The following is a 23811-nucleotide window of genomic DNA, read 5'->3' as shown; positions in this document are numbered from 1 at the left end:
TATTGCGCAGTGAAACCACAGCAATGAATACCGCGGCTGTTATATCAAATATAGGTAGTGATAAATTTTAGCGCCGGTGAGCCAACGACCTGACCCATCTATCGCCCAGGCTTTGTACGCCCTGAACCAAAATGACCAATATGATTAATGTCGCTACCATCACTTCATTATTAAAACGTTGATAACCATAACGAATAGCCAAATCACCTAATCCACCGCCACCAATAACACCCGCCATTGATGAGAACCCCACCAGCATCACGACAGTTAAGGTAATGCCGGCCAATAAAGCGGGAAGTGCCTCTGGCAACAGAACTTTTTGAATCACATGGCGTGCCGAACCGCCCATCGATAAAATTGCTTCAATCCGCCCTTTATCCACTTCATCCAAAGCCGCTTCGACCACTCGGGCAAAAAATGGGATGGCCCCCAGAGTAATTGGCACGATGGCAGCGGTACTGCCTAACGTGGTGCCGATAATCCAACGGGTAATCGGAATCAACGCAATCAGTAACACCACAAAGGGCATTGAGCGCCCCAAATTAACAATGGCACCGACCAATGTATTCAAGCGCGCGGCAGGCAAAACCCCATTGGGGCGCGAAATAAATAACAACACCCCCAGTGGTAAGCCAATCAATACAGTGAAGAAGGTGGCAATTACCACCATATAGATAGTTTCGCCGGTGGCATTGGTGACCAGTGCCAGCAGATCTTGCCAACTCATGCCGCTGTTCATATCAGTTCTGCCCTCACGCCACGCTCATTAAGAAATTGTAAGACCTCAGCTAAACTCAACCCGCCGTCTGGGTGGCTGAAATCAACCTGCAAACGCCCAACCCGCTGGCCACCTATCGATTCCACCCCACCGCCAAGTAGGGTTACCCCCACGGCATGTTGCTGCGCCAACTCACTGAGCACGGGGGAAGCCGCTAAGGTATCGAAAAAGGTTAGCTCCGCCACTGGCGCACCAGACAATGACGCCGGCCCCCGAGCGGGAAGCAATGAACGCCCTAAACGGGAATGTGTTGATGCCAATAAGTCAGCAATAGCGCCGGTTTCCACCACCCGCCCCCGCTCCAACAATGCTGCGCTATCACAGATGGATTTCACCACCTCCAATTCATGAGTGATCAACACGATGGTCAATCCAAGTTGGTGATTGATATCACTGAGCAATGCCAGGATCGATGCGGTGGTTTCAGGGTCCAGCGCGCTAGTCGCTTCATCAGATAACAGATATGACGGTTTGGCGGCCAGCGCTCGGGCAATTCCCACGCGCTGTTTTTGTCCGCCCGATAACTGCGAGGGGAAAGCATAAGCCTTGTCACTCAAGCCAACCAAATCCAATAACTCAGCAACGCGCTGCTGGCGTTGCGCTTTGGGCATCCCAATAATTTCCAAACCAACAGCAATGTTGTCCCATACATTACGTGAATGAAGTAAATGGAAATTCTGAAAAATCATGCCGATATTTTGCCGTTGCAGCCGCAATTCACGGTCAGAAAGTGTGGTTAATTCCCGGCCATCCACTTGAATACGGCCCGAAGTGGGCCGTTCCAATAGGTTTAGACAACGGATTAAGGTACTTTTACCTGCCCCGCTACGGCCAATAATACCGAACACCGAGCCTGTCGGGATCTCAAGCGAGACCTCCTCCAGGGCCACCATTGGCAGCCCTCCTTGTGGATAGGTTTTACTCAGGCGTTCGATGCTAATCATGATTTAAGGCCTGCCACAGGGATAACTGAACCGGCATATTTTTCAGTGATAAACTTCGCCACTTCGGGTGACTGCAAATCTTTCGCCAATTGTTTGATTCGTGGATCACTGGCCAGCGCGGGGGTGGTGACCAGAATATTGGCATAAGGGTTACCGGCAGCTTTCTCCAGTCCTAATGCATCTTTCGCCGGATTAAGCCCTGCCTCTAACGCATAATTTCCATTAATCACTGCTAAATCAACATCATCCAATGAACGAGGGATTTGCGGTGATTCAATCTCTAAAATTTTCAGGTGTTTTGGATTGTCCGCGATATCCTTCGGCGTCGCCTGATGTTTAGCCGGATCGGTAAAGCCCGGCTTCAAGGTAATCAGCCCCTGATCTTTCAGTAAATAGAGCGCACGGCTGAGGTTAGTCACGTTATTCGGCACCGCTACCGTGCCATTTTGCGGGACATCAGCAAAGGTTTTATGTTTGTGGGAATAGACGCCAAGTGGCTCAATATGCACCGTTGCGGCCACGGCAAATTTTTGCCCCAGCGCCTGCTCCTGGGAGTGCAGATAAGGCACATGCTGGAAGTAGTTGGCATCGACATCACCGTGAGCCAGCAACTCATTCGAGTTCACACCATTGGGGATCTCGATGACTTTCAGATTCAGAGAGGGATCGAGTTTTTGCACAAATTGCAGAATTTCTGCATGAGGAACCGGATCGGCGGCTACCCGCAGCGCTTCGGCTGCCTGTGCTGACAAACTAAAAGAAGACACCCATGCAGTCAGTAAGGTGGCACTAATCAGGCCGGAAATACGTGTTTTAGTCATTATCATCATCCCAAAAATAAAGTTTTTAATTCAAGCTACCCAAAAATCCGCGCGCCAGGCAGATTGCCAGCAGACGATCCGCGATGAACTTATCCAGCCCCTACAGCTTCAATTGCGCAGGGTAGTAACGCTCGGCAACATCGGGGTGAGAGCGCAAACGGCCCTTGAGATAATTAAGCCCAACATCACGAAACAGCGGGTTATGAGGATCACTGGCAGGCCCACGCGCTTGCGCCACCAGCGGCGCTGGCAGTTGATACAACGGAACTACCGCATCCAGACGCGCCCCCAGGAAGAAAGCGATAGATAACCGGTCTGTACCGGCAGGAGGTGTTTCCACCCGGTGTACCGTGGCACGCAGATAACCATTACTGGCCAGCTCCAGCAGCTCTCCAATATTGACCACGAAGGTGCCGGGTCGTGGTGCGGCATCAATCCAGCGCCCTTCCTCCACCTCCACCTGCAAGCCGCGTTGCTGGTCTTGCAATAAGAAACTGAGGAAACCGGAGTCTTTATGCGCACCGACCCCCTGCCCGCTTTGCGTGGTTTCACGCCCCGGATAGCGAATTAGCTTGATATGTTCATTGGGTTTATCGCCATACAACTCATCAAATGCATGTTCATCCAGTTCCAATGCCAGAGCGAAAGCCCGCAGCAAACGCAGCGCCATGCCGGTCATTTCCCGCTGCCATTGCAGTATTGTTGGTTTTAATTCCGGCAGAGCCTCGGGCCACTGGTTTGGCCCTTGTAGCCGTGCCCAACTTGGCGTGCCCGGCGTTTGCGGTAATGGGGCTCTTTCAGCACCAATATCGAACTGTTCACGCCAGTCCGGCTGGCCTCGTGTTAACTCAGAGGCCGCACGGTTATAGCCACGAAAATGTGGCGAGCGCACCATGGCCACGGCCAGTTTGTCCTCATCAGGCAAGGCAAAAAATTCACGGGATAAGGTTTGGATTTGTTGTAATAACGCGGGGTCAATGCCATGTCCGGTGAGATAAAAGAATCCGATATCTCGTGCGGCATGGCGTAAATCGACTAAGAATGCCTGACGTTCAGTTTCACTGCCATTAAGCAGGGAAAGATCCAATAGTGGTAATGTGTTGGCAGATAATGGGTTAACCGCGGTTGGGTTAACAAATAATGGGTTGCTTAGTGTTTGATGACTCATGTTTCACTCCAGGATTTTCAGTCGGTTGCTTTTTTTGCTCAGAACCAATGAAAACTGGACAACCATATAAACGAATAATCAGCATAATCAGCTCCTGGGCTGTGGGGTGAAAGCAGACAGACGACAACACTCTTTCTTTAGCCATCGGGCGTTTAGTGACAAACCGCGTTAATAACCTGTCATTTAAGGATAAAAAGCAGTTTTAAGAGCGTTCTCGACTAGATACTTAACAATCTATATCCAAACGATATAAACAATTAACACCGAAACTGAGTAACTCACCAATATCAATCCGTTCTATGTTATTTCTTTCATTACTGATAACAATGCCGTATCACCAGCCCTGCAACATCGAAAACCAGAGTCATTACGTTGTCTTAATATTCAGATAATCTGCCATCCATAACTGTATAGGGGTGAGCTAGCAACCCTGCCGTGCTAAGTAAGCTTCCATGTTTTGCTAGAAAGTATTAGCTTAACGGTTGATACCCTTTTTTCCGTCGGGGAATTTCAGATGTCCAGCACATGCACTGTTAAGTTTCACTTCAATCTTTCTGTCAGCCGGGAGGTGGCTTAATGGATTTGGCCCTGTTTGATCTCGATGAAACGCTGATCAGCGATGATAGCTCCGGCCTTTGGTTACGCTGGCTGGTTGATAAAGGGCTGGCTCCTGCTGAGCTGGCAGAACAAGAACAGTATTTGATGAAACAGTACTATCAAGGGCAGATGTCGATGTCCTGTTATATGGAATCAACATTGTCGCCCTTAATCGGCAAACATACGGCTGAAGTTGCTGGCTGGGTTGAGCGTTTTATCGAGCGAGATATTCTGCCACGAATTTATCCGCAAGCCAGGAAGCTACTGGCCTGGCACCGTAATCGCGGTGATTACATCGTGATTATTTCAGCTACCGGCGAACATTTGGTTACCCCTATTGCGCAGCATTTCTCTGCCAATGCAGCATTATCTATCGGTGTTGCGGTGGAGGATAACCGCTACACCGGCAAGACCTATGGCACCCTGACTTACCGTGAAGGCAAAGTAGAACGGTTAAAACAGTGGCTCATGGCGTCGCCTCAGTTAGATTTTCAGCATACCTACGGTTACAGCGACTCGATTAATGACAAGCCGCTGCTGGAATATGTTGATCATGCGGCAGTGATTAATCCCGGTAATGAATTAGTGGATTTGGCAATATTGCATGACTGGGATATCCACCATTGGCAACGGCGTTAAATAACGCTGTTTCAGGGGCGTTGGTAGATAAAAATCAAATAAATAGAGAGAATTATATGCTGACTGTTTGGGGTAGGAATAACTCGACCAATGTCAAAAAAGTACTTTGGTGTTTAGAAGAATTGGGTATCAGCTATCAGCGCATTGATGTCGGTGGCCAATATGGCAAGCTCAATGACCCCCTGTATCGCTCAATGAATCCAAATGGCCTGATCCCTTGCCTGCAAGATGGAGACTTCATCCTGTGGGAGTCCAATACGATTGTCCGCTATCTGGCCGCACAATACGGCGATAGTGCACTTTATTTACCTGATGCACAGTTACGCGCAGGGGCAGAAAAGTGGATGGATTGGGCCACCTCCAGCATGGTGGAGCCGTTTAAAGCGGTGTTTATCGGATTGGTACGCACCCCTCCAGAACAGCAGGATAAAGTGAAAATTGCTCAGGGTATGACACAACTCAATACCCTGATGGCAATTGCCGATCACGCACTTGAGAAACAAGCGTATCTGTCTGGCGATAAATTCGGTATTGGGGATATCCCGTTAGGGTGCCTGGCCTATGCCTGGTTTAACCTGTCGATCGAACGTCCATCACTGCCGAGTTTACAGCGGTGGTATCACAGCCTGTCACAACGCGCTGCATTCAAAAAAGTGATTGATATTGGCCTGAGTTAATTATGTAGGAGGAGCCTCAAAAGGCTCCTTAATCCCGAATCACTTGCACAAGTAAGTGATTCGGGTGAGCTAACGCCCCTGTGGCTTCAAGGACAAAGGGAGTACCCAAAGTCATTGGAGTCACAGGTAGGCAGCAAGCGAACAAATCCCGATGAGCTTACTCAGTCAAGTGATTCGGGTGAGTGAACGCCGCTAACACCCCTGTGGCTTCAAGGACAAAGGGAAATTAGAAATCGTAGCTGGCACCAACCATATAACGGCGCCCATCCAGCACTTTATCGTTAACTTCGATATCCACTCGTTTATCCAGTACGTTATACACGCCGCCCATCAAACGGAACTCTTTGGTCAGTTGATAGTTAGCCCCTAAATCGACAAAAGTGTAAGACGGCGTTTTATTGCCCATACTGGTACGATCAAGATACTCTGATGTTCTACCCCGGTAGTTAGCCCGAACCCAGGTGGCTAATTCTTCATTTGCCTGCCAGTTCAGCGTACCGTTCAACATGTGCTTAGGCATCTGGTTCAACGGTTGACCCGAGAATTGCCCACTTTTCTGCTCAGATTGAGTAAAGGTGTAGTTCGATGTCAGTGACCAGGCTTTATTGATTTCCCAACCGAAAGTCGCTTCCACACCACGGGTCATGGCTTTATCCACGTTGGTGCGATCACTAATAAATTTATAGCTGGTACCATTGATCATACATTGGCCGGACGCATTGCCCGTGGTATCAGTACAACGGCGTACCTCGGTGATTTTATCTTTAAAATCAGTATTAAACAGTGTCACACCGGCATTCATACCTTCCTGATCATCCCACAGCACACCAATTTCCTGGCTGAGACTTCTTTCTGGTTTCAGGTTGGCATTACCGACAATGATAGCAGGATCACCCCGACCACCGCCGGTGATTTGCCCCCAGTTTTCCGTGGCCTGACGCAAGTCAGGTGAACGATAGCCACCGGATACCCCGCCCTTTAATGTCCATTGTTCAGCCAGATGCCAGACACCGTACAGACGTGGTGTCCAGTGAGTACCATAGTTTTCGTCCTGATCCATACGGACACCGCCGGTCAGCGCGAAATCATTGGTCATCTGCCATTCATCTTCTGCAAATAACGCCCAACTCCAACGGGTCAATTTAGTCAAATCTTTGGCGGAGGCTAATTGATTACCCTTGTCATTCAGCTCTTCATAACGATATTGACCGCCAAGAATTAAAGTATGGCTATCGAACAGGAATGAGGTTTGGCTATTAAAGATATTATCAACACTCTTCATGTCACGTGATGGATTACGGGTTTCATCTCGTTGAACATAGCTGGTTGAATTACCGAAATCATAATAACCGTGGTGGGTAATCGCATAATTATTACGGTCATATTGCACGTCACTGCTTTTACCGGTTAATGCCACTGAACGCCCGGCGGTTGAGTTTCGGTCCTGCACATAATGGCCGATATCAAAATCAAATTCGTTTTTATCATCGGGAGTCAGGGTAAATGTTGCCGCACCGTTTCTCATGCGCTGTTCATTGTAGCCATCAATTATCTTATCTTCGCTACGATGCGAGAGAAGCCCGCTAACTTTCAATCCCAGCAAGCCATCAATTAATGGACCAGAAGCGTAAGCATTGGTCTGATATATATCGCCGGAGTCTGAATCCTCCTGCAAGGTAGCATCTGCGCGCACCGTGCCTTGCCACTCTTTACCCACCTTCCGGGTAATGACGTTGATTACCCCCCCCATGGCATCCGAACCATATAAAGAGGACATCGGGCCACGTACAACCTCAATACGCTCAATGGCGGCAAGTGGTGGCAGCCAGCCTTGCTCAATCCCTGAACCGTCGCTGTTAGGGCGGGTGCCACGGGTATCAACACGTTTACCATCCACCAGAATCAGGGTGTATTTAGCGGACATGCCACGAATACTGATATCACTGTGGCTACCACCACCGGTGACAACAACGCCGGGAACATCTTTCAGCGCATCGGTAATATCACGGTAGGCTTTATTTTCAATCTGCTCGCGGGTAACCACAGAAATAGATGCCGCAGAATCTTGAATGCGTTGTTGGAAACCGGATGCCGTGACAACCATGGTGTCGGTTGCCGTGGTATTTTTTGTTTCAGCGGCGGATGCCTGAGATGAGATAATTGCAGCTATCACTAATGCCGCACAGTGAGATTTTCTAAAACCCTTGTTAACCTTAACCATTACACGATCTCCATGAGGTGTAAATTTATCAACAACCTTTTCCGCAGGCGTTTTTTACTTGCAGCAATGCCGCCTGGCGGACAGGTGAAAATTTATTTTTTATTAATGTCGGCAATAGCTCACCACAGCAGAAATATCGCTTCCGGCTCTTTCTGCCTAATTATTATTTTATGAAATCTGTTACTGCCAAAATATACCCAAAGTAATTAGAGTCACGGGTGAACTGCGTCCCGATGCGCTTAGACGAGTAAGTGAGTCGGGTGAACCTGCATCGCTAACCCCCCCTTTGGCCATGCTCCGTGACGACTGTTGCACCGATCCCCCTTTATCGTTCCTTACAAGATGGCGCTAACAATAAAACAAACGATAATACTTATCAATAAGATTGCGATAAACAATTAAGTGCAATACGCTGTAAATCCTTATTTTATAATATTATTTAATCAATAAGCCTGATTCATCCCCGTATTCAAAAGGGCCATAAAGAGAAGTTAGCGAAATTATTTGCTTAACTTTGCTTAAATAATCACCAGCTTACAGCCCAAAAAAAGGGCGATAAGATTATCGCCCTGCCATCACTGTGGCTTAATTTTGATTAGCGCTAAAAACTAGTCAGCTGTCATCACCGGCTTTGTCGGCTCAGGATTATCTTCACTGTCATCACGCCATTTCGGGAATTCCATCTCTTGGTATTTGATAACCTTAGTGCCACGGCTCAATTTGTAGCCAAACCAAATCACCAGGAACAATGGAATACCAATATAGGTTGCAGTCACACCATACCAATCAATGCGGTCTTGCAAGAAAGCCTGATAGTTCTGCCCCAAAGTAATAACCAAACACAGTACGAAGGCGAAAATCGGCCCTATCGGGAAGAAACCAGACTGATACGGTAAGTCGTTCAAGTCACGGCCTTGCATCATATAGCCACGGCGGAAACGATAATGGCTGATAGCAATACCCAACCAAGCAATAAAGCCAGTCATACCTGAGGTATTAAGTAACCACAGATACACAGTTTGGTTGCCAAACATTGAACTTAGGAAGCACAATCCGGCCACTACCGTGGTGGCATACAGAGCATTACGTGGCACCCCGCCCTCAGACAGCTTGGCAAAGATACGTGGCGCTTTACCTTCTGAGGCCAGGGTAAACAACATACGGGTTGAGGCATACATCCCCGAGTTACCCGCTGACAACACTGCCGTCAGGATAACCGCATTCATCACCGCAGCCGCTGACAGCAAACCTGCATTCTGGAATACCAGCGTGAATGGGCTAACACTGATATCTTTGACATCATTACGTAACAGACTTGGATCGGTATACGGAATAATCAGGCTGATAATCAAAATGGCAAAGATATAGAACAGTAAAATACGCCAGAACACCTTGCGCACTGCGCGTGGAATATTTTTACCTGGGTCTTTTGATTCACCGGCCGCAATACCAATCAGTTCAGTGCCTTGGAAAGAGAAACCAACAATCATTGCCACACCAATCATCGCCGAGAAGCCCCCGGCAAAGGGTGCATCACCAATGGTCCAGTTGTGCCAACCCGCGCTCTCACCGCCTTTCATAATGCCGCTAATCATCATTACACCAATAATGATGAAGATAATGACTGTGGTGACTTTAATCAGTGAGAACCAGTATTCCGCTTCACCAAAGCCTTTTACTGAGATGTAGTTCAGTAAAAACATCAGGGCGAGGAACAGCGCACTCCAAATCCAGCCTGGTGCGTCTGGGAACCAGTAATTCATCACCAATTGTGCCGCAACCAAGTCAACAGCGATAGTGACGGCCCAGTTGTACCAATAGTTCCAGCCAAGGGCGAAACCAAAGCCTTCCTCGACGTATTTGGAACCATAAGTTGAAAATGAGCCTGATACCGGCATAAACGCCGCCAGCTCACCGAGACTGGTCATCAGGAAATAAACCATCAGGCCAATCAATGCATAGGAGAGCAATGCTCCACCCGGGCCTGCTTGCGATACCGTTGCCCCTGAGGCAACAAACAAACCGGTACCAATAGAACCACCGATAGCAATCATGGCTAAGTGCCGTGATTTAAGCTCCCGACGTAAACGCTGCGCACCCTGCTGCACTGGGATTTTAGTATTTTGCTGAGTCATTCTTACCCTAATCCACCCTTAAAAAATAAGGCGGGATTGTAACAAATCCCACCGACTCGGATAGTAACAATGCGCTGATATAAGATACCTTCATGATCCCGGTGCAATTATTAGCAAAAGCTCATTTGCCAGTAAAAGCCTCTCTCTATCGGGTATTCTTGCCGCAATAGCCAATATCATTGGTGTAAAACGCTTAAAAACCTTATCCCTACAGGGGTAACTCGCTCTCGGCTAATTCTGCGGTTCAGACCTCTTCCTGACAGTAGCTGAGAAAGCGCTGCAAGGCGTTAGAGATATGTTTTTGCCGATGATGAATCAAATATAAGGTTCGTATCAGTGGTGGCAAAGGGATGTTGAGTACGATCAGTTCACCGTTGGCCAGTTGATCGGCAATCACCCGGCGCGACAAACAACTGATTCCCATGCCATAACGCACCGCCCGCTTAATCGCTTCTGAATTCCCAAGCTCCATAACCAACTTGAAATGCGGTAATTTTGCCAACAGTAAGTGATCGAGCACTTCGCGGGTGCCAGAACCGCGCTCACGTAGGATCCAAGCTGCATCGGCCAGCTCTTCCAGTGTCAGCATCTTATGGCATAACGGATTATCTGGGGCCGCAAACACCACCAACTCATCCTGTTGCCAGGCTTTGGTCATCAGTTCCGGCATATGGCACGGCCCTTCAATCAGCCCCAGATCACCGCGAAAATCTGCCACTGCTTCAATCACATCCTGACTGTTACCGATATTCAATTCCAGCGGTGTGTCGGGAAAGTCACGCCGGTATTTGGCAATCATGCCCGGTAACATATAGTTGCCAATAGTGCTGCTGGCAGCAATCCGCAACGCGCCTAAGTCCTGCAAAAAAAGTTGTTCTATTTCAATTGCCTGATCCAGCAATGCCAATGCTTTGGGATAAAGCAACCGCCCATGCTCATTGGTGACTAAACGCTTACCGACCCTATCAAACAGTTGCACCCTCAATTGCCCTTCCAAATCCGCCAACGCAGCGCTGACTGCCGATTGTGAAAGCGCGAGCACAACCGAGGCTTGGGTCGTAGAGCCGCTTTTTAGCACCTCAGTAAAGACTTCAAGTTGACGTAAGGTTATGTGCATAACGGTCTCTGTAGTAAAAAATGGAGGACGCTATCATCACTCTGTTCGTCAGTGACTGGATGAAACGAGCTGCCTAATTAGTTGTTAATACAATAACTGACGGACAAAAGTGTACCCAATAGATTTCAAAATACAGGCCGGCGGCAAGCAACAGAACCCTCGATGAGCTTACACCAGTAAGTGATTCGAGTGAGCGAGCACATCCAACACACCTGCAACATGAACGATGGCGGGTATATAGCCTCTATTACCGTATAAGACTAACACCTTTGAGTAAAATCGGGAGGTTATCGGCGGATGAAATTAAGCAGTAAGAATACTATTCATTATCATCTGAATAAAAGAATATGCGGTAAATAATAGCCACTATAGTGCTGATGAATGCGTTAAAAATCAACCAGATAAATAATAAATAGCTAAACGTTTGAGATAAAGGAATCCCACGTTCACTCTTGAAGGGATTAAAATGGGGTAGCGGGACAATATGAAAAGGATTCAAGTTATATAACTTGAAAAAATAAGCGATCAAATAAGGAGGGATCAACAAATAAATAAGTGAGGCAATCACCAATATCACCCACAGCGACTTTTCATGTTTTGCTTTCTTCATATCAAAACTGCTGCCTTGACGGTTATGGGGATACCCCCGCCCGTGTACATTTCCGTTATGTATATCATACCAAACTTCATGGTCATTCACGCTCCCCCACAGAGATAGGCAAAATCAGGTGTTGGGCGCTGCCATCACCGCCCTTACCACTTATATAGATTAATTATAAATATATAATGAATTTATCTATTAAGATTGAAGGCGTTAAACTGTGTGCAATCTTTACAGAACACAGGACACAAACATGGCGACTTCTCATACTAAAGAACTCCCTCGAACACATCAGTTCCCCCTAAGCCGCTACATTGCGGGCTTGGTGTTAACCGGCGTGATTACCGGGTTGGCGCTCAACGTGGGTGATATGCCGTGGTTTATCAATATGGGGTTGGGGGCACTGACGCTGGCCATTTTGTTTGGCATCGTGGTCGGCAATACCTTGTATCCGTGGGTACAACCCGTCTGCTCTGATGGCGTCGTCTTCGCCAAACAGCATTTACTGCGACTGGGTATCATTTTATACGGCTTCCGGCTGACCTTTCAACAAGTGGCGGATGTGGGGGCTACCGGTATGGTTATTGACCTTTTGACCCTCAGTTCAACCTTTGTGCTGGCATGCTGGCTGGGTAAACGGGTATTTGGTCTGGACCAGCAAACCGTGATGTTAATTGGTGCCGGTAGCAGTATTTGTGGCGCCGCAGCTATTATGGCCACCGAGCCGGTGCTAAAAGCTGATGCCAGTAAAGTGGCGGTTGCTGTCGCCACTGTGGTGATTTTCGGCACGCTCGCCATTTTTGTCTACCCATGGCTGTATCAGCTAAACCTGCATTACCAATGGTTGCCGTTTAGTCAGGAAACCTTTGGTATTTTTGCCGGTTCAACGATTCATGAGGTCGCACAGGTGGTTGCCGCCGGACATGCCATCGGTTTTCAGGCTGAAAACGCCGCCGTGATTACTAAAATGATCCGGGTGATGATGCTGGCTCCGTTCCTGTTGTTACTCTCAGCCTATTTGGCGCGTTGCAACCTCAACACCGGTGGTGAAAAACGGGAAAAAAGTGCCATCACTATTCCTTGGTTTGCAGTGATATTTATTCTGATGGCCGGGTTTAACTCACTGAATCTATTACCTGCGGCATGGGTGAATCACCTGATTACACTGGACACCATTTTGCTGGCGATGGCGATGGCCGCTCTCGGACTGACCACCCATGTGGGCTCTATCCGTCAGGCCGGGGTAAAACCGCTATTATTGGCACTGCTGCTGTTTGTCTGGCTGATAGTCGGTGGGACCGGCATCAATTTGCTGGTGCAACATATCGCGGCATAAAACATGTCACTTCAGGGCCGCTCGCGGCCCTTTTCTTTTCCTTGCAGCTTCGCCCATTCAATCATGGCGTTATCAGTGCCATAATGGCCCAGTTATCAAAGGAGAATGGAATGAAATTTGTCGGTGCACATGTCAGCGCAGCAGGTGGTGTAGACCAGGCTGTGATTCGGGCGCACGAACTTGAGGCCACCGCCTTTGCCCTGTTTACCAAGAATCAACGTCAGTGGCGTGCCGCACCGCTGGCAGAAGATGTGATAGAGAAGTTCAAGCAAGCTTGTGAGCTATACGGTTATACCTCCGCTCAAATTCTGCCACATGACAGCTATCTGATTAATCTGGGCCATCCCGTCACTGAAGCGCTGGAGAAATCCCGCGAAGCCTTTATCGACGAGATAGCCCGCTGTCAACAACTGGGGCTGTCATTACTGAATTTCCACCCAGGCAGCCATTTACTGCAAATTGATGAAGATAAGTGTCTGGCACGTATCGCCGAATCTATCAATATGGCGCTCGATGTCAGTGAAGGGGTGACAGCGGTGATTGAAAACACCGCCGGTCAGGGCAGTAATCTGGGGTTTAAGTTTGAGCATCTGGCCGCCATCATTGATGGGGTGGAAGATAAGAGCCGCGTCGGTGTCTGCATTGATACTTGCCATGCTTTTGCTGCCGGTTATGATCTGCGCACGGAAGAAGATTGCGAACATACCTTCAAGCAACTTAGCGATATCGTCGGGTTTCAGTATCTGCGCGGTATGCATCTTAATGATGCGAAAAGTGAATTTAACAGCCGGGTCGATCGACACCACAGTCTCGGTGAGGGCAATATTGGTAAAACCGTGTTCAGCTATATTATGCGTGATCCCCGTTTTGATAATATCCCGCTGATTTTAGAAACGGTCAATCCTGATATTTGGGCTGAAGAGATAGCCTGGCTGAAGTCACAAGCTGAACTCACAAGCTAAAGTCTAGCTGAATGGCGTTTAGCCGAATCACTGTGAGTAAACATAAAAAAACCGGCGCATAAGGCCGGTTTTTTATGAGTGAAGCTTATGATGCCGCGCTTATGCCGCTTTTGCGACCACAACATCAGCGCGTTTCAACATCGCATACAGACCACCTGCCAATACGGTACCGGCAATGATTGCCACCAGATACAGCAGCACCGGATGAATTGCCCCGGGGATCAATAACACGAACAAACCACCGTGTGGGGCCATCAGTTGCGCACCGAATGCCATAGACAATGCACCTGTCAGCGCACCACCGGCGATACAGCACGGCAAGACACGCATCGGGTCACGGGCGGCAAACGGAATTGCCCCTTCAGAGATAAAGCACAGCCCCAGAACCAGCGCAGCCTTGCCCCCTTCCTGCTCACCTTTGTCAAACTTGTGACGTGCCAACAGTGTGGCCAGTCCCATCGCCAGCGGAGGAACCATCCCTGCGGCCATGATAGCGGCCATCGGCGCGTAAACAGAAGAACTCAGGAGTGCCACACCAAACGCGTAGGCGGCTTTGTTCACCGGCCCCCCCATATCGGTACACATCATGGCGCCGAGGATAGCCCCCAACAACACGGCATTGGCGGTACCCATGGATTGCAGCCAGTTAGTCAGACCTGCCATGATTTTTGCCACCGGCGTACCGACCACATAAATCATAATCAAACCCACTATCAGACTCGCTACCAGTGGAATAATCAGTATCGGTTTAAGTGCTTCCATACTTTGCGGTAAACGCAGCTTAGTGCTGATGGCTTTCGCCACATAGCCGGCCAGGAAACCTGCGATAATACCGCCGAGGAAACCAGCCCCGGTACTCACTGCCAACATCCCGCCAATCAAACCTGGGGTCAGACCCGGACGATCAGCAATTGAGAATGCAATGAAACCGGCCAGAACAGGTACCATCAGCGCAAAAGCAGAACCGCCACCAATTTGCATCAAGGCGGCAGCCAATGTGCCTTTCACTTCAAAGGCTTTAATACCGAACACAAATGACAGGGCAATACACAAGCCGCCAGCAACCACCATTGGCAACATGTAAGACACACCGGTCAGCAGGTGACGATAAGGACCACCGGTTTCTGTTTTTTTGGTACCGGTGCTGCTGCCGGTTTTAGGCTGATAGACTTCAGCTTCAACCAGTGCTTTATCCAGTTCTTGTACGGTTTTCTTCAGCGCCAAACCTGTCGTGGTACGGTACATCGGTTTGCCCGCAAACTTATCCAAATCCACTTCAATATCCGCAGCAACAATCACCAGATCAGCCGCAGCCACTTCTTCTGGTGTAATCGCATTACCGGCACCAACCGAGCCACGCGTTTCAACCTTCACCCACCAGCCACGTTTTTTCGCTTCACTTTCAATGGCTTCAGCAGCCATAAAAGTGTGTGCCACACCTGTCGGGCAAGCAGTAATAGCCACAATACGTTTCGGGCCAGCCACCGTGGTGGTCACGGGTGCGACAGCAACCGCAGCCTGGTAAGGTTTAGCCTGCGCAATGGCTTGCGCCAGGAAACTATCAGGATCGCGCACCGCTTTTTCCACATCACCGATATAGAGCTTTTTACCGTTCAGCGCACTGTCAGCCGGGGCTGATTGCCCGGCGACAATCACCAGTTCTGCATCAGTGGCATTCTCAACCCAGCTCAGTCCTGCTTTTGCCGCCGCAGCACCCAACATCAGTGTCGCAAGGTGGCCTCTGGCCTGCCCGAGCGAACTGTCTATTATTAGTAGCGTTTTCATTTCGCCTCCAGGGATTAATTAAAGGGTTTCAGGTCGACTCTTGCCATCATGGCTGCCAACTGCGGGCGATCCGTAATACCAACATTGCTCTGACTCACCGCCAAAGCTGCAACTGCTGTTGCCAGACGCAGCGTGTGCTCGCTGGACTCGCGCATTAACAAACCATAAATCAGGCCACCGACCATGGAGTCACCGGCACCGACGGTACTGACCACTTCACAGGCAGGTGGTTTTGCCAACCAGGCACCCGACGCATTGACCCACAATGCCCCTTCAGCCCCGAGAGAAATCACCACATGAGCAATCCCTTGATCACGCAGAGCATGTGCGGCTTCTACCACATCACCCAATTCAGGCAATGGACGACCCGCCCAGATCTCCAGTTCACGACGATTGGGTTTCACCAACCAAGGTGAGGCTTTCAGGCCTGCGACCAATGCTTCACGACTGCTGTCGAAAATAATGCACGGGCATTGGCTACGCAGGCGTTTCATCCAATCGGTAAAATCATCAGGGTTTACGCCCTCGGGCAAGCTACCACTGACCGCGACCATATCGAATTGCCCCAACCAGCTCAGCGAGTCAGTGACAAAACGATCCCAATCCGGCTTATTGACTTCAAAACCGGAGAAGTTGAAATCGGTCACTTCGCCATCTTTTTCTGTCAGTTTGACGTTAATGCGAGTTCGGCCCGGTACCACCTGAAAGCGGTTAGCAATACCCAGCTCGCTGAATAACAGTTGAAAACCGTCTTGGTTATCTTTACCCAGGAAGCCACCGACCGTGACATCAATCCCTAGGTCTTTCAGCACCTTGGCAACATTAATCCCTTTACCCGCGGCATGCAGGCCGGCAGTTTTCACCAAATTAACTTCACCGCGTTCAATTTCAGGGCAAAAACCCACCAGATCATAAGCCGGGTTCAGCGTGATGGTTGCAACTCTTCTGCTCATGCTGCCCCCTCGCCCAAACCGGCGGCGATAGCTTCACCAATAGCATCCAATGCTGCTTGTGCATCTTCACCACTGGCGGTAAAGCGCAGGCGATTGCCTTTTTTAACCCCTAAAGCCACAACTTTCATCAGACTACGTCCATTAGCGGGTTTACCGGTGCCGTCCAGATTGGTCACGGTGATTTCACTGGTAAACTGTTTGATTGTATTGACTAAAATCGTCCCTGGGCGCGCATGTAACCCGTGTTCATTACGGATAGCAAACTCCGCGCTTAATACTTCATTCTGCTCGACATACTCACTGGTGAGCAAGGCTAGCAAGGCGGCAGCATCAGCGTTCAGCAAAACGTCAGCTTTTTTCGCCAACAGTAAATCACTTAAATAGTTCAATACCGACAGCGGTTGGTCATCGGCCACGGAGAGCGTCAGCAACAGCGCCACTTTTTCGCCATGGTGCTCAAATGCAGCTACCGGGCGGCTTACTGTGGCAGCACTGACCAAATTACCTTCGGTACTGTCGCTCAGCCAGATACCCTGTCCCAAATTGAGTGGCTCACGGGTAATGACATCGCTAACAAAATGAGCATCTACTGCGCCAATTTGTTGCAAGCGACCGGCATTCAGTGCTTGCAGCGTGATCAGATTGTCAGCCGCCACATCGATTGCGATCAGTGACGTGTCAAAATGGAATTCAGCGGTTTTTTGCTCACCCATCAGCAAACTGCGTAACTCTTCAGCCGAGGTGGTTTTCGCCAGACGTGCAGCAACAGCATCATCACTTAATACGTGGGTCAGTTGGCGTAACAATGCCAGATGTTCATCTGAACGCGCGGCGATACCGATAACAATATAGGCGGTTTGATCTTCGCCCCATGCAATACCCTGCGGGAATTGGAAAACTTGCACACCGGTGTTTAGCACCAGGTCGCGAGTATCAGTGGTACCATGTGGAATGGCAATGCCATTACCCAGGTAAGTAGAGGTTTGCTGCTCGCGGGCCAGCATGCCATCGACATAAGCGGCGGCAACACAGCCAGCCTGAGTAAGTGCTGCAGCAACCTGAGTAATAGCAGCGTTTTTGCTGTCTGCCTGTGCAGCCAGATGGATATCTTGCGTAGATAACTGGAACATAAATCTCCTCTCTTGCTGAAATTGAATCGTTTCAGCTTTAATGAGAAAAAGGAGCGTTACCCTTTATCATTTGGTGACGAGATAACGCTGAAACGTTTCAAGTAGTGTGTTTCCGACTGAGAATATATGCAAGTTTTCTGCTTCTATTCTTGATGGATTTTTGACAGCCCGCACATTTTCGTGGTGAATTTAACTCCGTCAGCAGTAAAAAAACCATAATAGCTGATGGTTGCTGACCTTCATTTAACAGGAGTCCGTACAATGTCCGTTGCAGTCGGTGTGGGTGTCATTATCGTCAATCAACAAGGTGAGGTGTTACTGGGTAAACGTTGCGGTCAGCACGCCCCTTATTGGTCGATTCCCGGTGGCCACATGGAGGCCGGAGAGTCTTTTGAACAAGCCGCAAAACGTGAAGTAGCCGAAGAAACAGGCTTAGATATCAAAGAGATGAATGTTATCGCATTATGCAATAACATCGCCACCTGGCGCGCAGAAGGTAAACATACCGTTTCCGTTTGCTTATTGGCGCAACACGCCGGTGGGCAGCCAGAGCTGAAAGAACCTGACAAGTGTCAGCAATGGCTATGGTGTAATCCGCGGGAATTACCCGAACCTCATTTTGAAGCCAGTCGTCATGCCATCGATTTATGGTTAAATAAGCAGTTCTATTATCCCTTCGACTAAAAAATATCGCTATACCCGTCATACTTCAAGCTGCATGTGCGTTGGCTGCCATCACTCACCCGAGTCATTGAGTTATCTCAACTCCTTGGGTTCATTTCGTTGCCGCCTTCCTGTAACTTGAATTATTTAGGTTATATAACAAGGTATATAACCCTTTAATTTAGAGAGTTATTTGTGGTATAGCGCTAAAACTGACTCATACCTCGCATTTATATTCAGCAAATCTGAACTAATATTGCTAAATACCCCTAACGAGTTAGTCATCAGCACCAAATCCCCCTACAATAGACCCACTTATTTTATGGGAAATACTTATCGCTAGTGGATAAGGGTCTGTTGGCAGATTATCTGGCCTTTTGAGTATCGAGGCATTAGATAACTTCGTTTTACCAATAACTATTAGATATATTAAGTGGGGCAATTTATGAGCAAGAAACAAACTGGCTTCGTGAAGCGACGCCGGTGGGGATGGTTATGGCTCCTGCTGATCGGCATCATTATTGGTGCTGCACTATTAGCAGGTACCGCCACCGTCTTTCATAAAACCAGTGATACCGCGTTCTGCGTGTCCTGTCACACCATGCAACAGCCACTGGCTGAATATCAAGGCAGTGTCCACTTCCAAAACACCAAAGGCATCCGTGCTGAATGTGCTGACTGCCATGTGCCACACGAACCACTTGATTATCTGTGGACCAAAATCCGCGCGGTCAAAGATATCTACGGTGAAATGGTTGGCACTATTAATACACCTGAGAAATATGAAGCCCATAAGCTCGCCATGGCGCAGTCGGTATGGAAAACGCTAAAAGAGAATGATTCGGCCACTTGCCGCTCATGTCACAGCTTTGATGCGATGGACATCACCGGACAAAGTGCTGAAGCGCGTATTCAGCATCCGGTGGCTATTAAGCAAGGTGAAACCTGTATCGATTGCCATAAAGGCGTGGCCCATATCCTGCCGGATATGAGTGAGGTGACCCAGGCTGGCGCGGCAGAGTTGGCAACGGCGGCGGCACAAACACCCGCAACGGCGACCACCTTATATACCATCGCCACCGAGCCTTTCTTTATGAATGCTGGTGACAGCCATAACGCCGGTAACCTGATGCCCTCAACACAAGTTGAAGTGGTAAAACAGCAAGGTGATCAGGTGTTGGTTGATGTTAAAGGCTGGCAGCAAGATGGGGTGGCCGAAGTGTTCTATGCCGCACAAGGGAAACGTATTCTGAGTGTATTACTGGGCGAGGACGCACAAAAAGCGCTGAAAACATTGAACACGCAGACCGATGCAGAAACCAATCTGGTTTGGCATCAAGTTGCACTACAGGTGTGGTTACCTAAGAAACAACTCGTTGATGATCAACAGAAAATTTGGCGCTATGCCGCTGATATGATGTCGGCCAACTGCACCGGCTGCCACGGTTTAACCGCACTGGATCGCTTCAACGCTAACCAATGGATTGGGGTAATCAAAGGCATGGCACCACGCACCTCCCTGACTCAGGAACAGTTGCGTGTGATGACACAGTATGTACAAAAACATGCCAGTGATATGCCGGCCAAGCTGTAAATAAGAGGCGAAAATGACTAAATACGAACAACAACCGTTAGAAATGAGCCGCCGTCGCTTCTTACTCGGAACCAGCGCACTGGCTGTATTGCCTATCGTTGGTGGCCTGTGGCCCAAATCTGCATTAGCCCAAGCCATCAGTCAGGCATTACCTCAGTTTCTGGCACTGCGTCAGGCGCAAAAAGGTATTCTGACCGGCGCTCATTGGGGCGCATTTGAAGCTATCGTCGAGAATGGCCGGATGATCGGTGTGCAACCTGTCAAAGATGATCCATGGCCGAATGACCTGATCACTATGGCACCCTATCAGGTGCATGCGGATAACCGCATCAAATACCCGATGGTGCGTAAAAGTTGGTTGGAAGGTGGCCCCGGTAGCCATACCGAACTGCGTGGCCGGGATGAGTGGGTACGTGTCAGTTGGGATAAAGCCACTGAACTGGTATGCGGCGAAATTGTGCGGGTGCAGAAAGACCACGGCCCGCAAGCGCTGTACGCCGGATCTTATGGCTGGAAAAGTGTGGGGATGCTACATAACAGCCGCACGCTACTACAACGCTTAATGAACCTGAGTGGGGGTTTTTTGGGCTATGCCGGTGACTATTCAACTGGTGCGGCACAGGTGATTATGACCCACGTCATGGGGTCAATGGAGGTCTACGAACAGCAGACGGCCTGGCCAAACGTGGTAGATAACAGCGAACTGGTGATCCTCTGGGGCTGTAACCCGATGATCACCTTGAAAAACAGTTGGAATATCCCCGATCATGTGGGTCAAACTGGTTTTGAAGCGCTGAAGAAGAAAGGTACCAAAGTTATCAGTATTGATCCGGTGCATAACGACAGTGCTAAATTCACCAATGCACAATGGATTGCGCCACGGCCATATACCGACAGCGCCATGTTGATCGGTATCGCCCATACGCTATTAACAGAAAAACTGCATAATCCTGACTTTATAAAAACCTACACCATTGGTTTTGATAAATTCCAGGCCTATCTGCTCGGTGAAACTGACGGTCAGCCGAAAAACGCAGAATGGGCGGCGGATATCAGTGGTGTGGATGCCGATGTGTTGCGCCAACTGGCGCGAGATATGGCTAAACAGCGCACCATGATTATGGGCGGTTGGGGGATTCAACGTCAGCATCACGGTGAGCAGCAACACTGGTTACTGGTCACGGTCGCGGCAATGCTGGGCCAAATTGGCCTGCCGGGTGGCGGCTTTGGCTTCAGCTATCACTACTCCTCTGGCGGTAGCCCAACGGCCAAGGGCGGCATTTTACCGGGGATTTCTGCCGGGAGTGCACCGAAGAACTCACCATCGCCGATTCCAGTGGCGCGGATTGCCGAATGTCTGGCCAATCCGGGGAAAGTCATTGATTTCAATGGCACCAAAGTCACCTATCCAGATGTGAAAATGGTCTACGTTGCTGGTGGCAATACTTTCCATCAGCATCAGGATACCAACAATCTGGTGAAAGCCTGGCAGCACCCTGAAACCATTGTGGTTAACGAACCCTATTGGACTGCCACCGCCAAGCACGCCGATATCGTATTACCGGCGACCACCAGCTATGAGCGTAACGATCTGGAGATGGGCGGCGATTACTCGCAACTTTATGTCTTCCCGATGCACCAATGCGTGCCGCCACAGCATGAAGCGCGTAATGATTTTGATATCTTCGCGGCGATGGCCACCAAGCTGGGAGTGATTGATGCCTTTACCGAGGGCAAAGATGAGACTCAGTGGCTGAAAGCGATGTACGACGATATGAAGTCACAGGCCCGTACCGCACGGGTCGCCCTGCCGCCATTCGATATGTTCTGGCAATCGAACAACTACATTCGCTTCCCTATCCCCGAAGCGAACCAGCAGTGGGTGCGCTTTGCTGATTATCGTGACAATCCATTGCTCAACCCGCTGGGTACCCCGTCTGGCAAGATTGAGATCTACTCCGATACTATCGCTAAAATGGAATACGCCGATTGTCAGGGGATCCCGACCTGGATGCCACCTCATGAATGGTATCGCGGGGTGGAAGCGAAGAAATATCCACTGTCGCTAAACACCGCACACCCAATCAACCGGCTGCATTCACAGTTAGATAACACACCACTGCGTGAAAAATACGCTGTGGCCGATCGGGAAGCGATACTGATAAGCCCACAGGATGCCAAGGGGCGTAACATTGTTAATGGCGATTTAGTCCGTGCGTTCAATGACCGTGGGCAGATATTGGTAGGTGCTGTGGTATCTGAAGATGTACGTCCAGGGGTGGTGCGCATCAGCGAAGGGGCATGGTTTGACCCGGCGGATCCAGCGGTACCGGGTTCTCTTTGTAAGAACGGCAATATCAACTGCCTGACTTTCGATATTGGTTCTTCCAGTCTGGCGCAGGGTAACTGTGGGCAAATGGCGCAGCTTGAGATTGAGAAGTATACCGGGCCGGTGCTGAAAAACACCGCGCATGCAGTTCCTGCTGGGGCTTAGCCGCCAGAAGAACCAAGGGTTAAGCGTACCAACAGGCACACCGGCGTTTCGCGCCGCTTACGGCCCGAACAGCACGCTTTCCCTTAAATTACTGACAAAGTCCCGGCCTCTTGGCTGGGACTTTACTTTATAGCGGTAGGCTAAAAGGCGGCCAAGAGACGGTTTTTATTCCCCAACAAGGAGCACTTCAATCCCACCTTTTCGTAATCCATTCAAACTTTCCTCTGGAATACCTTTATCGGTGATAACCATATGTATGCGCTGGGTATCAATTATTTTATGCAGGCTGGAGCGGTTAAATTTACTGGAATCAGTGACCACAATGATGCGTTCCGCGACTTCACACATTCGGCGATTTAGGCGAGCTTCGTCTTCATTATGCGTGCTCACACCGCGCTCAAGACTGATGGCGTCTACACCAAGAAAAAGTATATCGAAATGATAATTTTGCAAGGACTGGTCAGCCTGATCCCCATAGAAGGAAAGGGACTGGCGGCGTAAGTGCCCTCCTGTCATCAGCAATTCCACCCCCTCAGCCTCAAGCAGCGCGTTCGCCACATTCATGCCGTTTGTCATAGCAATGACCTCCTTATGATTACGCATATGACGCGCTATTTCATTAGTGGTCGTGCCCGAGTCCAGAATCACGCGGTGCCCAGGTTTAATCAGATTTGCAGCAACGCGAGCAATATCGCGCTTTAAAGAAATATTAAGGGAGCTTTTATCTTCTACCGTGGGTTCAACGCCAGGTGTGCCAGCATCACACACCAGCGCACCGCCGTATGCACGTACAGCAATCCCCTGCTTTTCCAGAAAGGCCAAATCGTTGCGGATAGTCACCGTAGAAACACCAAAGAATGACGATAAATCATTAACCTGAACACTTCCTTGCTGACGAAGCCGCTGAATTATCTGCTCACGCCTTTCACTGGTGCCCGTTATACGCTTGTCCATTACTGAATCGGTATTGCTCATATCAGATCCTTCCCAAAAGCCTTTCGTTTCATTTCACTTCATCTATTAACACCTTTCTTTTGCCGGAAAGCAAGTCTTTACATTAGGCCAAACCGTGCTATCACCCGATAAAAAAAACCTTTCATTATGTTTCTTTTGCGAAACAGATCTCATTTCCGTTATCTTTCGTTTTGTTTTTATAAACCCATAAAGCAGTATCAATGAAACAAACCGAAAGACAC

At 49.2% G+C, this 23811-nt stretch carries 19 protein-coding genes; 7 read left to right on the top strand and 12 right to left on the bottom strand.

Going from position 1 to position 23811, the window contains the following annotated elements:
- Positions 1 to 67: 67 nt before the first annotated feature.
- The 4 genes from V1956_RS10270 to V1956_RS10255 all read right to left on the bottom strand — a co-directional run bounded on the left by V1956_RS10270 (position 68) and on the right by V1956_RS10255 (position 3711).
- Positions 68 to 739, bottom strand: coding sequence for a methionine ABC transporter permease (locus V1956_RS10270; protein ID WP_372559369.1), 672 nt, complete (start codon positions 737 to 739; stop codon positions 68 to 70).
- Positions 736 to 1722: a methionine ABC transporter ATP-binding protein gene (locus V1956_RS10265; protein WP_442825071.1), complete on the bottom strand. Its 987-nt coding sequence runs from the start codon at positions 1720 to 1722 to the stop codon at positions 736 to 738. The genes V1956_RS10270 and V1956_RS10265 overlap by 4 nt, the downstream gene beginning before the upstream one ends.
- On the bottom strand, positions 1719 to 2543 hold the full coding sequence (locus V1956_RS10260) for a MetQ/NlpA family ABC transporter substrate-binding protein (protein WP_442825070.1): 825 nt from the start codon (positions 2541 to 2543) through the stop codon (positions 1719 to 1721). Before V1956_RS10260 ends, V1956_RS10265 begins: the two co-directional genes overlap by 4 nt.
- A gap of 100 nt (positions 2544 to 2643) precedes the next feature.
- A complete protein-coding gene (locus V1956_RS10255; RefSeq protein WP_420073685.1) occupies positions 2644 to 3711 on the bottom strand; it encodes an isopenicillin N synthase family dioxygenase in 1068 nt (355 codons plus the stop codon).
- Between the two features lie 576 nt (positions 3712 to 4287).
- On the opposite strand from V1956_RS10255, the gene V1956_RS10250 reads away from it, so the two are divergent.
- A complete protein-coding gene (locus V1956_RS10250) occupies positions 4288 to 4947 on the top strand; it encodes an HAD family hydrolase (protein ID WP_372559372.1) in 660 nt (219 codons plus the stop codon).
- 56 nt (positions 4948 to 5003) lie between these two features.
- On the top strand, positions 5004 to 5624 hold the full coding sequence (locus tag V1956_RS10245; RefSeq protein WP_442825069.1) for a glutathione S-transferase: 621 nt from the start codon (positions 5004 to 5006) through the stop codon (positions 5622 to 5624).
- Between the two features lie 226 nt (positions 5625 to 5850).
- Here the strand turns inward: V1956_RS10245 and V1956_RS10240 are convergent, their stop codons facing one another.
- The 4 genes from V1956_RS10240 to V1956_RS10225 form a co-directional block, all read right to left on the bottom strand.
- The gene (locus V1956_RS10240) at positions 5851 to 7845 is read right to left on the bottom strand and encodes a ligand-gated channel protein (protein ID WP_372559374.1); all 1995 of its coding nucleotides are present in this window, start codon (positions 7843 to 7845) and stop codon (positions 5851 to 5853) included.
- Positions 7846 to 8453: 608 nt separating this feature from the next.
- Positions 8454 to 9980, bottom strand: a complete 1527-nt coding sequence (locus tag V1956_RS10235) for an amino acid permease (RefSeq protein WP_083158382.1) — start codon at positions 9978 to 9980, stop codon at positions 8454 to 8456.
- Positions 9981 to 10224: 244 nt separating this feature from the next.
- A complete protein-coding gene (yieE, locus tag V1956_RS10230; protein WP_372559375.1) occupies positions 10225 to 11097 on the bottom strand; it encodes a DNA-binding transcriptional regulator YeiE in 873 nt (290 codons plus the stop codon).
- 319 nt (positions 11098 to 11416) lie between these two features.
- On the bottom strand, positions 11417 to 11797 hold the full coding sequence (locus V1956_RS10225; RefSeq protein WP_372559376.1) for a hypothetical protein: 381 nt from the start codon (positions 11795 to 11797) through the stop codon (positions 11417 to 11419).
- A gap of 154 nt (positions 11798 to 11951) precedes the next feature.
- Here V1956_RS10225 and V1956_RS10220 point away from each other — a divergent pair, with 154 nt between their 5' ends.
- Together V1956_RS10220 and nfo are read left to right on the top strand one after the other, a co-directional pair.
- Positions 11952 to 13034 (top strand): YeiH family protein, encoded by a 1083-nt coding sequence (locus V1956_RS10220; protein ID WP_372559377.1) that lies wholly within the window; start codon positions 11952 to 11954, stop codon positions 13032 to 13034.
- A 110-nt stretch (positions 13035 to 13144) separates the two neighbouring features.
- Positions 13145 to 13996: a deoxyribonuclease IV gene (nfo, locus tag V1956_RS10215; RefSeq protein WP_372559378.1), complete on the top strand. Its 852-nt coding sequence runs from the start codon at positions 13145 to 13147 to the stop codon at positions 13994 to 13996.
- A 99-nt stretch (positions 13997 to 14095) separates the two neighbouring features.
- On the opposite strand, the gene fruA is transcribed toward nfo, so the two are convergent.
- From fruA to fruB, 3 genes are read right to left on the bottom strand one after another with little or no spacing between them, the layout of a single operon-like run.
- Positions 14096 to 15781, bottom strand: a complete 1686-nt coding sequence (gene fruA, locus V1956_RS10210) for a PTS fructose transporter subunit IIBC (protein ID WP_420074865.1) — start codon at positions 15779 to 15781, stop codon at positions 14096 to 14098.
- Positions 15782 to 15795: 14 nt separating this feature from the next.
- Positions 15796 to 16734 carry a 1-phosphofructokinase gene (gene fruK / locus V1956_RS10205; protein ID WP_083158377.1) on the bottom strand — a complete coding sequence of 313 codons (939 nt, stop codon included), beginning with the start codon at positions 16732 to 16734 and terminating at the stop codon, positions 15796 to 15798.
- Positions 16731 to 17864 (bottom strand): fused PTS fructose transporter subunit IIA/HPr protein, encoded by a 1134-nt coding sequence (gene fruB / locus V1956_RS10200; RefSeq protein ID WP_372559380.1) that lies wholly within the window; start codon positions 17862 to 17864, stop codon positions 16731 to 16733. The genes fruK and fruB overlap by 4 nt, the downstream gene beginning before the upstream one ends.
- Positions 17865 to 18125: 261 nt before the next feature.
- Between fruB and V1956_RS10195 the strand changes: the two genes are divergently transcribed.
- The 3 genes from V1956_RS10195 to torA all read left to right on the top strand — a co-directional run bounded on the left by V1956_RS10195 (position 18126) and on the right by torA (position 22615).
- Positions 18126 to 18548, top strand: a complete 423-nt coding sequence (locus tag V1956_RS10195; RefSeq protein WP_442825068.1) for a nucleotide triphosphate diphosphatase NUDT15 — start codon at positions 18126 to 18128, stop codon at positions 18546 to 18548.
- Positions 18549 to 18972: 424 nt separating this feature from the next.
- Entirely contained in the window at positions 18973 to 20121 is a 1149-nt protein-coding gene (locus V1956_RS10190; protein ID WP_083158374.1) for a NapC/NirT family cytochrome c, read from the top strand.
- 13 nt (positions 20122 to 20134) lie between these two features.
- Complete coding sequence (gene torA, locus V1956_RS10185; RefSeq protein WP_083158373.1) at positions 20135 to 22615, top strand: trimethylamine-N-oxide reductase TorA; 2481 nt, start codon at positions 20135 to 20137, stop codon at positions 22613 to 22615.
- 165 nt (positions 22616 to 22780) lie between these two features.
- On the opposite strand, the gene V1956_RS10180 is transcribed toward torA, so the two are convergent.
- The gene (locus V1956_RS10180) at positions 22781 to 23590 is read right to left on the bottom strand and encodes a DeoR family transcriptional regulator (RefSeq protein ID WP_083158372.1); all 810 of its coding nucleotides are present in this window, start codon (positions 23588 to 23590) and stop codon (positions 22781 to 22783) included.
- Positions 23591 to 23811 lie beyond the last annotated feature (221 nt).

It is taken from the genome of Yersinia sp. 2540 StPb PI (genome assembly GCF_052217165.1).
Classification (GTDB): Bacteria; Pseudomonadota; Gammaproteobacteria; order Enterobacterales; family Enterobacteriaceae; genus Yersinia; species Yersinia enterocolitica_E.
This window is presented reverse-complemented; position numbering and strand designations above follow the sequence as displayed.